We start from the raw sequence: 13,280 nt of genomic DNA, 5'->3' as shown, positions 1-13,280 counted from the left end.
CGAGGTCGACGACCGCAAGCCCGTCCGGCTGCTGTTTCGCGCGCCGCTTCGCGAGCGCGGCGACCGATGCGATCTCGTCGCTGCCGTAGCGTTTCGCGCCGTGCGCGCCGGCCGGCACGCCGACCGCGCCGATCGCCATCGTCACGAAACCGAAGAACGCCGGGTTGCCGTGGCGGTCCTCGCCGCGCAGCCCGCCCGCCTGCCGGTCGGCCTGCGTGTAGAAGTGCTGCGCGCCGTCGTTGAAGCGCGCGATCGCGTCGGCGGCGCGTTGGCGCCAGTCGTCGCGCTGGAACAGCACGAGGAAATCGTCGCCGCCGACGTGCCCGAGAAAGTCGCGCTGCGGATCGCACACGCCGGCCAGCACCGTCGCGGCGAACTTCAGCACCTCGTCGCCCTGCCAGTAGCCGTACTGGTCGTTGAACGGCTTGAACTGGTTCAGGTCGACGTAGCACGCATGAAAGCCGGCGTCGCGCTGGAGCAGGCGGTCGATGTGCGCGCTGATCGGGATGTTGCCGGGCAGGAACGTGAGCGGGTTCGCATAGCGCGCGGCCTCGATGCGCATCTCGGTCACCGCGCGCACGAGGCTCTCGCCGGTGCCGAGCCCGACGTAGCGGCCGTGTTCGGTGATGACGAAGCCGTCCGCGAGGTAGCGCTGGTCGTGGCTCGCGAGCAGCATCGCGAGCTGCTCGAACGTCGTCGCGTTGTCGATCATCAGCGGCGCGTCGTTCGCGAACGTCAGGCACGGCTTCTTCCCGAACACCTCGCGGTGGTACGGCAGCGCGAAGCGGTCGATGAAGCCGCGGCGATCCACGAGCGCGACGGGTCGCCCGCGCTCGACGAGTGCGACCGCGTGCAGGTCGGGCATCCGGTTGAACAGGTCGAGCACGTCGTTGCTGGTCGCGTCGCGCGGCAGCGCCGGCGCCGGAACCAGCATCTTCCCGGCGATCGTGCCGGCCGGCCGCACCGGGCGCGTCGCGCCGGGAAACACCGCGATGTGCGGCGCGCGGATCGCGTCGCGCGCGGCCGGTGCGACGACCCGCGACGGCCGCGCGTTCGGCCGGCCGAGCAGGAAGCCCTGCACGCAGCAGATGCCCATGTCGCGCACGACGATCAGGTCGCTTTCGTTCTCGATGCCTTCCGCGATCAGTTGCGCGCCGCTCGCCTGCGCGAAGTGCTGCATTGCCTTCACGGCCTCGAACTTCAGCGGGTCGCGCGCGATGTCGTGGATGAAGAAGCGGTCGATCTTCACGACGTCCGGATGCAGGCGCAGCCACAGGTTCATGCTCGCGTTCGCGGTGCCGTAGTCGTCGAGTGCGAACTGGATGCCGGCGTCGCGCAGCGACGCGACGGCCGGCTCGATGTGGGCGATGTCCGTCGTCGCGTTCTGCTCGGTCAGTTCGATCACGATGCGCTCGGCGCCGACCCGGGCACGGTCGAGCAGTTGGCGGGCGCGCTCGCGTTCGCGCGCGAGCTGCAGGATCGTGCCCGCGCTGAAATTGAGGAACAGCTTGCCGTCGCAGCCGAGCGCTGCGAACGCGTCGAGGCAGGTGAGCGCGGCGGCCTGTTCGAGCGCGATGGTCTCGCCGTCGCGCGCGGCCTGCGTGAACAGCGCGGCGGGCGTTTCGAGGTCGGTGCCGCGCGGGCCGCGTATCAGGCCCTCGTAGCCGACGACCGTCCCCGACCCGAGATCGACGATCGGCTGGAAGACGGCGGCCAGCGCACGATCCGCGATCAGGCGCGTGGTGCGGGTGGCGGCGGAGTCGGGGTGGGGCGCGGGCATGGGCGAGGGCAGCCGAATCGACGGGACGCCCGACTTAACGGCACCGCTCGCGGAGAGTTGAATGAAGATTTCGTGACGCGATGGGCGTTGCTGGTGCATCGCGTCGGGGGCGTGTCGGTGCGTGGGTGGAAGGGCGTTGCAGGGGAAGGCGGGAGGCGGGAGGCGGGAAGGCGGAAAGGCGGAAAGGCGGAAGGCGGAAGGCGGAAGGCGGAAGGCAGAAGGCGGAAGGCAGAAGGCAGAAGGCAGAAGGCGGAAGGAATAGCCCCGGGACGGCACCACCCGGCGGCCGTCCCGCCGTCCCGATCGTCAGCGCTTGCCCGCGCTCAGCGCGCCGGGCGCCGATGCCGCGTCGCCCTCGTCGTGCTCGCCGCTCATGTCGCGCGCCCCCCAGCGCTGCGCGAGCGCCGCGCACGCCATCAGCTGGATCTGGTGGAACAGCATCAGCGGCAGCACGATCGCCCCGACCGCGTTCGCCGAGAAGATCACCTTTGCCATCGGCACGCCGGCCGCGAGGCTCTTCTTCGATCCGCAGAAGATGATCGTGATCTGGTCGGCGCGGTTGAAGCCGAGCCGCTTGCTGACGAACGCGGTCAGCAGGAGCGCGATCGCGAGCAGCACGAGGTTGACGACGAGCAGGCCGCCGAGCGCGCGCGGCGGGATCTGGTGCCAGAGGCCTTCGTTGACGGCCTCGCTGAACGCGACGTAGACGACGAGCAGGATCGAGCCCTGGTCGACGAAGCGCAGCACGCCGCGGTTGCGGTCGATCCAGCCGCCGATCACGGGCCGCAGCAACTGGCCGGCGATGAACGGCACGAGCAGCTGCATCACGATGCTGCCGACGGTGCTCCACGGCGACGCGGCGGCGGCCGATTGCGACGTGATCATCAGCCCGACGAGCGCCGGCGTGACGAAGATCCCGAGCAGGCTCGACGCGGATGCCGCGCACACGGCGGCCGGCACGTTGCCCTTCGCGATCGACGTGAACGCGATCGACGACTGGACCGTCGACGGCAGCGTGCACAGGAACAGCACGCCCGCGTACAGCGTCGGCGTGACGAGCGGCTGCAGCACCGGCTTCAGCGCGAGGCCGAGCAGCGGGAACAGCGCGAACGTGCTGAGCAGCACGACCGCGTGCAGCCGCCAGTGGGTCGCGCCCGCGACGACGGCTTCGCGCGACAGCTTCGCGCCGTGCAGGAAGAACAGCAGGCCGACGGCGATGTTGGTCGCCCAGTTGAACGCGTGGGCGGCCGGGCCGCGGCAGGGCAGCAGGCTCGCGAGCACGACGGTGCCGACGAGCGCGAGCGTGAAGTTGTCAGGAAGAAAACGGGGACGGGCCATCGGGAACTCGATTCGGAAACGACGGGGGCGCGCGTCGCGCGCGCGGATGGCGCCATTGTCCCGGTTGATGATTCACTACACAAATTCATTGTGGGAATCGATTGATGAATCAGTCTCATGCGACTGCGTTCACGGCACCGGCCCGGCCATGCGCAAAACGGCAGAAGAATGTTCTGTCCCGGTCGCGTGCCGAAGTGAAAAAACCTAGCAGTAACATGGTGTTACACCGATGCCGGCGACATAACACTTTTTGGCTCGACACGCTTTCGGCGCGCTCATAAATTACTGCTGAAAGCCTTGGGTCGGCCGAAAGAAGCCGGCGGCGGGCATGGACAGGCATTGCACGATGACGGAACGGGTGAAACGGAAGATCGGACGATGGGTCGCAGGCGCACTCGGCGCGTTGCTGATGCCGTTCGCGCTCGCGCAGCCGCCGCACGGCGGTCATGCATTCGGCGGCCACGGTTTCGGTGGCGGCGACATGCGCGCATACGGTCAGCCGGCCGGCGGGGTTCCCGTCTGGCGCCACGTTACGCCCCCCGTCGGTGCACGCGCCGGCGGCGTGAGCGGCTACGGTTCCCGCTGGGGGCTGCGGCCGACGCCGTCGTACGGTCATTACGCCGCGCAAAGCCCGTATCGCCCGATCAGCGCCGACGTGCGCCAGATGCCGCGGCCGCCGGGCGGCGGCAACGTGCCGCTGCGCGCCGGTTCGATCCGCGCCGACGTCGCGCGCTACAACGAGGAGCGCGGCGGCCGTCCGATGCCGCCGCCCCGCTCGCAGGAAGAGCCTGCGCACTCGCCGTATTTCTCCCCGTTCTACCGAAACTGAGCGCCCGCGCGCTCGTCCCTCCGGCGGCTGATGCGAATTCGCCACAGTCGCGCACAGATTTCCGCTGATTTTCCCGTCGCATTGCGCTATCTTTCGCGCCCGGCTCGCATGTGCCACGCGGCCGTCCGGCCGTGCGACCGCGTCCACGCCGGGCCGTCGGCGGGTACCCGGCCATGTATCAATTCCGCGAAGTTAATGCTGCCGCTATACCCGCAATAAGTGTGCGCAATTTTGACCGGACGAATGATCCGTAAAGATGGCTGCGCCCCATACGACGCAAGCACTCGGCTCCAAAAAACAACGCTCGCGCCACTTATCGACAATTCGACAAAATCTGGAGATCCAATGAAAGCATTCGCTCGCCGTGCGTCGCGCACGTCCGTCAAGCTGATCGCCGCGGCTGCCTGCGTGGCGGCTACCGCTCCCGTCCATGCACAGTCGAGCGTGTCGCTCTACGGTCAGGTCGACGAATGGGTCGGCGCCACCAAGTTCCCGGGCGGCGACCGCGCGTGGAACGTGAGCGGCGGCGGGATGTCGACGTCGTACTGGGGCATGCACGGCGCCGAGGATCTCGGCAACGGCTACAAGGCGATCTTCACGCTGGAAAGCTTCTTCCGCGCGCAGAACGGCCAGTTCGGCCGCTTCCAGGGCGACACGTTCTTCGCACGCAACGCGTACGTCGGCATCGACTCGCCGTACGGCACGGTGACGGCCGGCCGCCTGACGACGCACCTGTTCCTGTCGACGATCCTGTTCAACCCGTTCTACGACTCGTACACGTTCTCGCCGATGGTGTACCACGTGTTCCTCGGCCTCGGCACGTTCCCGACCTACCCGAGCGACCAGGGTGCCGTCGGCGATTCGGGCTGGAACAACGCGCTGTCGTACACGTCGCCTTCGTTCGGTGGCCTGAATTTCGGCGCGATGTACGCATTCGGCAACCAGGCCGGCGACAACGGCTCGAAGAAGTGGAGCGCGCAGTTCAACTACGCGAACGGCCCGTTCGCGGCGACCGCGGTCTACCAGTACGTGAACTTCAACAACGGCCCGCGCGACCTGAGCGCGCTGGTGGCCGGCATGAAGAGCCAGGGCATCGCGCAAGTCGGCGCGACCTACGACCTGAAGTACGTGAAGCTGTTCGGCCAGTACATGTATACGAAGAACGACCAGGTCGCGGGCAGCTGGCACGTGAATACCGCGCAGGGCGGCGTGTCGGTGCCGCTCGGCGTGGGCAACGCGATGGCGTCGTACGCGTACTCGCGCGACGCGGGCGGCCTCGACCAGACTCGCCAGACCTGGGCCGTCGGCTACGACTATCCGCTGTCCAAGCGCACGGACGTCTACGCTGCTTACATGAACGACCACATCAGCGGCCTGTCGAACGGCAACACGTTCGGCGCCGGCATCCGCGCGAAGTTCTGACGCGCACGCGCGACCGCCGCGCCGGACGCGTGCGAAAAGCGCGTCCGGGCTGCATGTTTTCCCGCCAGAACGGCGCCGCCACCCGCGGCGCCGTTTTGCCTTTCTTGACCTTTCTGTTTCCCCGCCTTTGTTACCCTATCTCGTAATTGGACCATTCCCCCGTCATTACGAGCGAGTTCGATGGATACCCTCGTCAGCATGAATGTGTTTCGCTACGTCGTCGAAGTGGGCAGCTTCGTCGGCGCGGCCGAGCGCATGCAGATGTCGGCTGCGATGGCGAGCAAGCACGTGATGCATCTCGAGCAGCAGCTCGGTGCGCGGCTGCTGCATCGCACGACACGACGCGTCGCGCCTACCGAGGCCGGACGCGAATACTACGAGCGCCTCGTGCAGGCGCTGTCGGAACTCGACGAAGCCGGGCAGGCCGTCGGCGCCGCGAGCGTGGTGCCGCAAGGCAGGCTGCGCGTCACGTCGCTGTCCGCGTTCGGGCTGCGGCACGTGATGCAGGCCGTCACCGATTATGCGGGCCGGTTCCCGGACGTGACCGTCGACATGACGCTGTCCGATCGCGTGGTCGACCTGATCGAGGAAGGCTACGACGTCGCGGTGCGCGCGGCGCCGAACGGGTTGAAATCGTCGTCGCTGGTCGCGCGGCAGATCGCGACCGCGCACATCCTGCTGGTCGCGTCGCCCGAGTATCTCGAGAAGCACGGCACGCCCCAGACGATCGCCGATCTCGCGCACCACAACTACCTGCGGCGCGACTCGAATTCGACGATGCTCGACGCGCTGGTGATCGACGCGGCCGCCGCGTCGCGCGTGAACCTGAACGGCAACCTGATCGTGAACCATCTCGAAGGGCTGCGTGCGGCCGTGCTCGCGGGCGCGGGCATCGCGCTGCTCGGCACCGAGGTGGTCGGCGACGACATCGAGTCCGGCCGGCTCGTGCCGGTGCTGATCGATGCGGTGCCGCCGCACGAGGCGCCGATCTATGCGGTCTACGCGAGCCGCCGTCACGTGTCCGCGAAGGTGCGTTCGTTCGTCGATTTCCTGGCGGCGCGTTTCGAAGGGCAGTCGCTGTGCCCGTCGATCGAATCGCGCCTGCGCGTGCTGCCGATCACGCGGATGAAGCGCGCGGTGTGAACCGCGCATCCCGCCGCGGCGGGGCGATGAAAACAAAAAGCGCGAGCCGTTGCAGCTCGCGCTTTTTTGTTTGGTCCGACGGGATGCGCGCCGGCGGCGGCCGCCATGGCCGCCGCATCCGTCAGCGCGGGATGCCGAGCCGCGCCTTCGCGTCGTCGTACTCGCGCTTCAGGCGCTCGACGAGCGCGCCCACGCTCGGCAGGTCGTCCATCAGGCCGACGCCCTGGCCGGCGCCCCAGATGTCCTTCCACGCCTTCGTCTTGTCGCCGCCGAAATTCATCTTGGTCTTGTCGGATTCCGGCAGCGCGTCCGGATCGAGGCCCGCCTTCTCGATGCTCTCGCGGATGTAGTTGCCGTGCACGCCCGTGAAGAGGTTCGTGTAGATGATGTCCGACGATTTCGCGTTCAGGATCGCGTGCTTGTAGTCGTCGATCGCGTGCGCTTCCTGCGTCGCGATGAAGCGCGTGCCCATGTACGCGAAATCGGCGCCCATTGCCTGCGCGGCGAGGATCGAACCGCCGTTCGCGATCGAGCCGGACAGCACGATCGGGCCGTCGAAGATCTTGCGGACTTCGCCGACGAGCGCGAACGGCGACGTCGTGCCCGCGTGGCCGCCTGCGCCGGCCGCGACGAGGATCAACCCGTCGACACCGGCTTCGAGCGCCTTCTGCGCGTGACGCAGATTGATCACGTCGTGCAGCACGATGCCGCCGTAGCTGTGCACCGCGTCGACGATCTCGCGCGCCGGCGCGCGCAGGCTCGTGATGAAGATCGGCACCTTGTGCTCGACGCACACGCGCACGTCGTGCTCGAGCCGCGTGTTCGACTGATGGACGATCTGGTTGACCGCGATCGGGCCGATCACGGCGTCGGGGTGCTTCGCCTTGTGGTCGGCCAGCTCGGACTGGATCTGCGTGAGCCACTCGTCGAGCAGTTCGGCCGGACGGGCGTTGAGTGCGGGGAACGAACCGACGATGCCCGCCTTGCATTGCGCGAGCACGAGTTCGGGGTAGCTGACGATGAACATCGGCGACGCGATGACGGGCAGCGTCAGGTTCTGCAGGACGGTGGGCAATGCCATGTAATGTCTCCAGTCTCCAGGGGCGGCCGCGCGGTCACGCCGCCGCCATGCTTTGCGGTCGAACGGTCATTCGAGTGTAGCTGCGGAACGAAGCGGTAAAGCGAAGCTGCAAAACGAGGTCGTCCTGATTAATACGAACGATCGTGCGATTCTACGCGAGCTTAGCAAATCGCGCGGTGTGGCGGCAATCGAGTGAGTGTTCTCTTTCTAGGGATTCTGGTGTTTACCGCGCTGTGAAGACGCGCCAGCGCTCCTAAAATAACCGCCATAACAAACCAACGAGAAACAAACCATGTCGTTTGAGGCGTTTGCACCGTTTCGCGTGACGGTGCAGGACACCGACATTTTCGGTGTCAAAGGAGGCGCGGGTCCGCCGCTCCTGTTGCTGCACGGACATCCGCAGACCCACATGATCTGGCATCGCGTTGCCGCAACGCTCGCGAATCATTTCACGGTGATCGCCACCGACCTGCGCGGTTACGGCGCGTCGGGCAAGCCGCCGAGCGACGCGCAGCACGCGCCGTATTCGAAACGTGCGATGGCGGCCGACCAGGTCGCCGTGATGCGGCACTTCGGCTTCGAGCAATTCCATGTGTGCGCGCACGATCGCGGCGCGCGGGTCGCGCACCGGCTCGCGCTCGATCATGCGGATGCCGTCGAGCGGATGATGCTGCTCGACATCGCGCCGACGCTCGCGATGTACGAGAAAACCGATCGCGCGTTCGCGACCGCGTATTTCCACTGGTTCTTCCTGATTCAGCCGGAGCCGCTGCCCGAGACGCTGGTCGGCGCGCATACCGATGCGTACATCGAACGCGTGATGGGCAACCGGTCCGCCGGGCTCGCGCCGTTCGCACCCGAGGCGCTCGCCGCGTACCGGGCCGCGCTCGCGCAGCCGGGCGCCGTGCATGCGATGTGCGAGGACTACCGCGCATCCGCGACGATCGACCTCGAGCACGACCGTGCGGATCTCGAGCGCGGCAACAAGGTCGCGTGCCCGCTGCGCGTGCTGTGGGGCGAGCACGGGATCGTCGGCCGCTGCTTCGATCCGCTCGACGAATGGCGCCGCGTCGCGCGCGACGTCAGCGGCCGTGCGCTCGACTGCGGGCACTACATTCCGGAAGAGGCGCCCGTCGCGCTGATCGACGAACTGCTCGCGTTCTTCGAGGCGCGCGACGCGGCCGCCTGACGGCACGCGGGCGGCGCGTGCCGGTGCTCAGCGGTGCGCGCCGTCGTCCTCGACGAGCGGCGGCAGCCGGCGCGGCACCGGCGTCGATTTCACGATCGCGGTGCTCGTCTCGGCGCGCTCCGTCACTTTCGACAGGATGTCGTCGAGGTGCGCGATCGTGCGCAGGTAGAGCCGGCAGATGAAGCAGTCGTCGCCGGTGACCTTGTCGCACTCCACGAATTCGGGAATCCGGCGCAGCATCTCTTCGACGAGATGCAACTGGCCGGGCAGCGGCTTCACGCGGACGATCGCCTGCAGCGTGTAGCCGAGCGCGCGCGGGTCGAGCTCGACGGTGAACGCGGCGATCACGCCTTGCGCCTCGAGCCGCCGCACACGATCGGTGGTCGCGGGGGCCGACAGCCCGATCTGCCGGGCGAGTTCACTGGTTGCGATACGCGCGTCGTCGGCCAGCGCCGCGAGGATCGCGCGGTCGGTCGCGTCGAGCGACGCGACGGCGGGCGGGGAAAGGCGTTTCGGCATGATCGCTTTGCTTTCGAAGGTCAATCGGCTGATTCGCTTCAGTTTAGCCGTGGTTGCGGCGAAAGCAAGTTTCTAGAATCGAGGTCATCCACTCTCTTTCAATGGAGTTCATGATGGCCTCGAATGAAATTCGCCGCGGTGCCGCCGAGATGGTCGTCGCGATGCTGATGTCCGGCACGATCGGCTGGCTCGTGATGTCGTCGCAGCAGCCGCTGACGAACGTCGTGTTCTTCCGCTGCCTGTTCGGCGCCGCGACGCTCGCGATCGTCTGCGCGGCATTCGGCTTCCTGCGCCGCGCGCTGTTCTCGCCGCGGATGCTCGCGCTCGCGACGCTCGGCAGCATCGCGATCGTCGCGAACTGGCTGCTGCTGTTCGCCGCCTATTCGCGCGCATCGATCTCGATGGCGACCGCCGTCTACAACACGCAGCCGTTCATGCTCGTCGCGCTCGGCGCGATCGTGTTCCGCGAGCGGATCACCGCGTCGACGCTCGCGTGGCTCGCGCTCGCGTTCGTGGGGCTCGTCGCCGTGGTGCGCGTCGAGCCGGCCGTGCTCGCGGTACCGGGCGAATATCTGGAGGGCGTCGCGCTGTCGCTCGGCGCGGCGTTCCTGTATGCGATCTCGTCGATCGTCACGAAGCACCTGAAGGGGACGCCGCCGCACCTGCTCGCGCTGCTGCAGGCCGGTATCGGCATCGTGCTGCTCGCGCCGTTCGCCCACTTCGGCACGCTGCCCGCGACGGCCGGGCAGTGGCTCGACCTGATCGTGCTCGGCGTCGTCAACACGGGCCTGATGTACGTGCTGCTGTACGGTGCGATCCAGAAGCTGCCGACCGCGATGACCGGCGCGCTGTCGTTCGTCTATCCGGTCGTCGCGATCGTCGTCGATCACTTCGCGTTCGGGCAGACGCTCGCGTGGACGCAGGTGCTCGGCGCGCTGCTGATCCTGCTCGCGGCGGCCGGCGTGAATCTCGGCTGGCGCATCGTGCCCGCGCGTCGCGCGGCGGTCGGCAACTGAAACGGTCGTACGATTCGGCGTCGCGGCGGTGCGTCGAATGCGAGTTTCGGGAGCGGATATTGCGCGCGGATGGCGTGCGCATGGCGAGCAAAAGCGGAGCCCGCGCACGCGTGGAAGACGCTGTAAGAAGTTGTAGGGAAACACCCGATGCGAGCGGTGCGCGTCGCTCGTATGATGCGGGCTGTGACGTTGATCACGTTCACAGGATTCCGATCTCGATGCCGTTCGCCCGTCAGGCTGAACGGCTTTTTTTTATGCGCCGCTCCTCGCAATCAGGCGCCGCCGCGCATCGAGCCGCGCGAGCAGCACGCGCCTCGCGTCGTCATCCGACGTGCGCCATCCCTTGATCTCGTCGCGCGTACGGAGGCAACCCGCGCACCAGTCGGTGCGCGGATCGATCCGGCATACGTCGGTGCACGGCGAGGCCACCGTGCCGACCGGTGCCACGACGTCGCTCATGCGGATTCCCGCAATGCGACGTCCGCGACCGGCGCGCCCGTCAGCGACACCAGTTCGTTCGGCGACAGGTTGAACACCGCGTGCGGATGGCCGGCGGCCGCCCACAGGCTGTCGAGCTCGAGCAGGTCGGCGTCGATCAGCGTGACGGGTTCGACGAGATGGCCGATCGGGCAGACGCCGCCGATCGCATAGCCGGTGTTGTCGCGCACGAACTTCGCGTCCGCGCGGCCGACCGCGCCGACCTGCGCGGCGACCTTCTTCTCGTCGACGCGATTGACGCCGCTCGCGACCACGAGCACCGGCGCGCCGTCCGACTGGCGGCGAAACAGGATCGACTTCGCGATCTGCGCGACCGAGCAGCCGAGCCCGGCCGCGGCCTCGGCCGACGTCTTGCCGGTTTCGGCGAGCATCACGATGCCTTTCGCATGGCCGCGCTCGCGCAGCAGCAGCGCGACGCGTCGCGCGGAATCGGGGAGGGAATCGAATGAAGCGGGTGTCGTCATGTTGAGGAATCCATCGAATACCGGGGTTATACGCAGTTCGCGGCGTCGGCCGCGCTCTGCGCCTTGGCGAGCAATGCGCGACCGGCGCGCGACACGTTCGCGCGGCCGATCGCGTTCGAGATGAAGTCGCCGGCAGCGACGACCTGCGCGAGATCGACGCCGGTGTCGATGCCGAGGCCCTGCATCAGGTACAGCACGTCCTCGGTCGCGACGTTGCCGGTCGCGCCCTTCGCGTACGGGCAGCCGCCGAGGCCCGCGACCGACGCGTGGAAGATCTCGATCCCTTCGAACAGCGCCGCGTAGATGTTCGCGAGTGCCTGGCCGTAGGTGTCGTGGAAGTGGCCCGACAGGCGTTCGCGCGGGAACACGCGCGTGACGGCCGACAGCACTTCGCGCGTGCGCTTCGGCGTGCCGACGCCGATCGTGTCGGCGATGTCGATCTCGTCGCAGCCGAGCGCCGCGAAGCGCTCGACGACGTCGACGACCGATGCGACCGGCACTTCGCCCTGGTACGGGCAGCCGAGCGTGCACGACACGCTGCCGCGCAGCCGTACGCCCGCATCCTTCGCCGCCTTCGCGACGGGCTCGAAGCGCGCGATGCTCTCGGCGATGCTGCAGTTGATGTTCCGCTGCGAGAACGCCTCGCTGGCCGCACCGAAGATCACGACTTCGTCGGCGCGCGCGGCGAGCGCATTCTCGAAGCCCTTCAGGTTCGGGGTGAGCACCGAGTACACAGTGCCCGCGCGGCGCTCGATGCCGGCCATCACGTCGGCGCCGTCGGCCATCTGCGGCACCCATTTCGGCGACACGAACGACGCGGCCTCGACGTTGCGGAAGCCGGCGCGCGACAGCCGGTCGACGAGCGCGATCTTCACGTCGGTCGGCACGAAGGTCTTCTCGTTCTGCAGCCCGTCGCGCGGGCCGACTTCGACGATCTTGACGGCGGTGGGGAACGTCATGGTTGTCTCCAGGTTTGCTTGCAGGTTCAGTAGCCGCGGGCGTAGTCGACGATGCCGCCGATGCGCTCACCGCGCTCGAGCGCGCGGATCTTGCCGGCGATCTGCTCGACGGCCTCCGCGCGCAGCGTCTCGGCCGAGCTGTGCGGCGTGATCGTGATGCGCGGCGCGCGCCAGAACGGGTGATCGTCGGGCAGCGGCTCCTGATGGAACACATCGAGCGTCGCGGCGGCGATCCGGCCGCTCGCGAGCGCATCGAGCAGGTCGGCCTCGACGAGATGCGCGCCGCGCGCGACGTTGACGACATACGCACCGGGCGCGAGCCGCGCGAATGTGCGGGACGACAGGATGCCGTCGGTGTCGGGCGTGCTCGGCAGCAGGTTGACGAGCACCTTCGCGCCGTCGATGCACGCATCGAACGCACCGTCGCCGGCGAAGGTCGTGACGCCGTCGAGCTGCTTCGCGCTGCGGCTGTAGCCGCGCACGGGCAGGCCGAGCGCGGCGAGCGCGAGCGCGACCTGCGCGCCGAGCACACCGAGGCCGAGCACGGCGACGGTGAAGCTGGCGCGCGCATGCGGCTCGAGCGGCTGCCAGCGGCGCTCGCGCTGCTGCGCGTCGTATTCGTCGAAGCGGCGCAGGTAGCGCAGCACCGCGTGCGTCACGTATTCGACCATCTGCTGCGCCATGCCCGAATCTTCCAGGCGCACGAGCGGCACGTGCGGCGGCAGCGTGCCCGGTTGCGCACGGTCGAGCGCGAGCAGCGCGTCGACGCCGGCGCCGAGGTTGAAGATCGCGCGCAGGCCGTCGCGCGGGGTGAAGAATTCGCGCGGCGCGCGCCAGACGAGCGCGTAATCGGCGGCGGCCGTGTCGCCCGGCTGCCACGCGCGCAGTTCGGCTTCCGGCAGCGCATGCGCGATCTCGTCGCGCCACGCGCCTGCTTCCTGGTGCGGGGAATGGAACAGGATCTTCATTGGACGACTGCGCGCGCGCCGGCGAGGCGCGTCACGGGAACGGCGAGCGGAGCCGGGCGCGGCGCGCCGGCGGG

General features: G+C 68.2%; 13 protein-coding genes. 5 read left to right on the top strand and 8 right to left on the bottom strand.

The features are described 5' to 3' along the window. The coding region (locus ABY44_RS06250) for an EAL domain-containing protein (RefSeq protein ID WP_431640971.1) at nucleotides 1–1,780 on the bottom strand (1,780 nt) is incomplete at its 3' end. 306 nt (nucleotides 1,781–2,086) lie between these two features. Then, complete coding sequence (locus ABY44_RS06245) at nucleotides 2,087–3,118, bottom strand: bile acid:sodium symporter family protein (RefSeq protein ID WP_059492026.1); 1,032 nt, start codon at nucleotides 3,116–3,118, stop codon at nucleotides 2,087–2,089. A 346-nt stretch (nucleotides 3,119–3,464) separates the two neighbouring features. Between ABY44_RS06245 and ABY44_RS06240 the strand changes: the two genes are divergently transcribed. The 3 genes from ABY44_RS06240 to ABY44_RS06230 all read left to right on the top strand — a co-directional run bounded on the left by ABY44_RS06240 (nucleotide 3,465) and on the right by ABY44_RS06230 (nucleotide 6,512). Continuing rightward, the gene (locus tag ABY44_RS06240) at nucleotides 3,465–3,947 is read left to right on the top strand and encodes a hypothetical protein (protein WP_027788964.1); all 483 of its coding nucleotides are present in this window, start codon (nucleotides 3,465–3,467) and stop codon (nucleotides 3,945–3,947) included. Between the two features lie 345 nt (nucleotides 3,948–4,292). Further along, nucleotides 4,293–5,369, top strand: a complete 1,077-nt coding sequence (locus ABY44_RS06235) for a porin (protein WP_027788965.1) — start codon at nucleotides 4,293–4,295, stop codon at nucleotides 5,367–5,369. A 180-nt stretch (nucleotides 5,370–5,549) separates the two neighbouring features. Further along, complete coding sequence (locus tag ABY44_RS06230; protein WP_021157442.1) at nucleotides 5,550–6,512, top strand: LysR family transcriptional regulator; 963 nt, start codon at nucleotides 5,550–5,552, stop codon at nucleotides 6,510–6,512. Between the two features lie 121 nt (nucleotides 6,513–6,633). Here the strand turns inward: ABY44_RS06230 and ABY44_RS06225 are convergent, their stop codons facing one another. Beyond that, on the bottom strand, nucleotides 6,634–7,593 hold the full coding sequence (locus ABY44_RS06225; protein WP_027788966.1) for an NAD(P)H-dependent flavin oxidoreductase: 960 nt from the start codon (nucleotides 7,591–7,593) through the stop codon (nucleotides 6,634–6,636). Between the two features lie 292 nt (nucleotides 7,594–7,885). On the opposite strand from ABY44_RS06225, the gene ABY44_RS06220 reads away from it, so the two are divergent. Continuing rightward, nucleotides 7,886–8,782 carry an alpha/beta fold hydrolase gene (locus ABY44_RS06220; protein ID WP_021157441.1) on the top strand — a complete coding sequence of 299 codons (897 nt, stop codon included), beginning with the start codon at nucleotides 7,886–7,888 and terminating at the stop codon, nucleotides 8,780–8,782. A gap of 27 nt (nucleotides 8,783–8,809) precedes the next feature. Here ABY44_RS06220 and ABY44_RS06215 read toward each other — a convergent pair whose 3' ends face one another. Next, complete coding sequence (locus tag ABY44_RS06215) at nucleotides 8,810–9,301, bottom strand: Lrp/AsnC family transcriptional regulator (RefSeq protein WP_431640969.1); 492 nt, start codon at nucleotides 9,299–9,301, stop codon at nucleotides 8,810–8,812. Between the two features lie 113 nt (nucleotides 9,302–9,414). Between ABY44_RS06215 and ABY44_RS06210 the strand changes: the two genes are divergently transcribed. Further along, entirely contained in the window at nucleotides 9,415–10,317 is a 903-nt protein-coding gene (locus ABY44_RS06210; RefSeq protein WP_027788967.1) for a DMT family transporter, read from the top strand. 252 nt (nucleotides 10,318–10,569) lie between these two features. Here the strand turns inward: ABY44_RS06210 and ABY44_RS06205 are convergent, their stop codons facing one another. Genes ABY44_RS06205 through ABY44_RS06190 form a run of 4 tightly spaced genes read right to left on the bottom strand, consistent with a single transcriptional unit; the run spans nucleotide 10,570 to nucleotide 13,206 of the window. Then, the gene (locus ABY44_RS06205) at nucleotides 10,570–10,776 is read right to left on the bottom strand and encodes a DUF1289 domain-containing protein (RefSeq protein ID WP_060171983.1); all 207 of its coding nucleotides are present in this window, start codon (nucleotides 10,774–10,776) and stop codon (nucleotides 10,570–10,572) included. Continuing rightward, nucleotides 10,773–11,279, bottom strand: a complete 507-nt coding sequence (locus ABY44_RS06200; protein ID WP_027788969.1) for a YbaK/EbsC family protein — start codon at nucleotides 11,277–11,279, stop codon at nucleotides 10,773–10,775. The genes ABY44_RS06205 and ABY44_RS06200 overlap by 4 nt, the downstream gene beginning before the upstream one ends. Nucleotides 11,280–11,305: 26 nt before the next feature. Next, a complete protein-coding gene (locus ABY44_RS06195) occupies nucleotides 11,306–12,238 on the bottom strand; it encodes a hydroxymethylglutaryl-CoA lyase (protein ID WP_059695268.1) in 933 nt (310 codons plus the stop codon). A 26-nt stretch (nucleotides 12,239–12,264) separates the two neighbouring features. Beyond that, nucleotides 12,265–13,206, bottom strand: a complete 942-nt coding sequence (locus tag ABY44_RS06190) for a 2-hydroxyacid dehydrogenase (protein ID WP_059651113.1) — start codon at nucleotides 13,204–13,206, stop codon at nucleotides 12,265–12,267. Between the last annotated feature and the right edge of the window lie 74 nt (nucleotides 13,207–13,280).

The organism is Burkholderia sp. ZZQ-2, from assembly GCF_050768715.1.
GTDB lineage: Bacteria > Pseudomonadota > Gammaproteobacteria > Burkholderiales > Burkholderiaceae > Burkholderia > Burkholderia cepacia.
The sequence above is the reverse complement of the archived record's forward strand: the minus strand, read 5'-3'. Positions and strand labels throughout refer to the sequence as shown.

Bases quoted from the DNA above. Each gene is read 5' to 3' on its own strand.
- ABY44_RS06190 (WP_059651113.1), bottom strand. From the start codon at position 13,206: ATGAAGATCCTGTTCCATTCCCCGCACCAGGAAGCAGGCGCGTGGCGC.
- ABY44_RS06220 (WP_021157441.1), top strand. From the start codon at position 7,886: ATGTCGTTTGAGGCGTTTGCACCGTTTCGCGTGACGGTGCAGGACACC.
- ABY44_RS06195 (WP_059695268.1), bottom strand. From the start codon at position 12,238: ATGACGTTCCCCACCGCCGTCAAGATCGTCGAAGTCGGCCCGCGCGAC.
- ABY44_RS06210 (WP_027788967.1), top strand. From the start codon at position 9,415: ATGGCCTCGAATGAAATTCGCCGCGGTGCCGCCGAGATGGTCGTCGCG.
- ABY44_RS06205 (WP_060171983.1), bottom strand. From the start codon at position 10,776: ATGAGCGACGTCGTGGCACCGGTCGGCACGGTGGCCTCGCCGTGCACC.
- ABY44_RS06200 (WP_027788969.1), bottom strand. From the start codon at position 11,279: ATGACGACACCCGCTTCATTCGATTCCCTCCCCGATTCCGCGCGACGC.
- ABY44_RS06235 (WP_027788965.1), top strand. From the start codon at position 4,293: ATGAAAGCATTCGCTCGCCGTGCGTCGCGCACGTCCGTCAAGCTGATC.
- ABY44_RS06245 (WP_059492026.1), bottom strand. From the start codon at position 3,118: ATGGCCCGTCCCCGTTTTCTTCCTGACAACTTCACGCTCGCGCTCGTC.
- ABY44_RS06215 (WP_431640969.1), bottom strand. From the start codon at position 9,301: ATGCCGAAACGCCTTTCCCCGCCCGCCGTCGCGTCGCTCGACGCGACC.
- ABY44_RS06225 (WP_027788966.1), bottom strand. From the start codon at position 7,593: ATGGCATTGCCCACCGTCCTGCAGAACCTGACGCTGCCCGTCATCGCG.
- ABY44_RS06230 (WP_021157442.1), top strand. From the start codon at position 5,550: ATGGATACCCTCGTCAGCATGAATGTGTTTCGCTACGTCGTCGAAGTG.
- ABY44_RS06240 (WP_027788964.1), top strand. From the start codon at position 3,465: ATGACGGAACGGGTGAAACGGAAGATCGGACGATGGGTCGCAGGCGCA.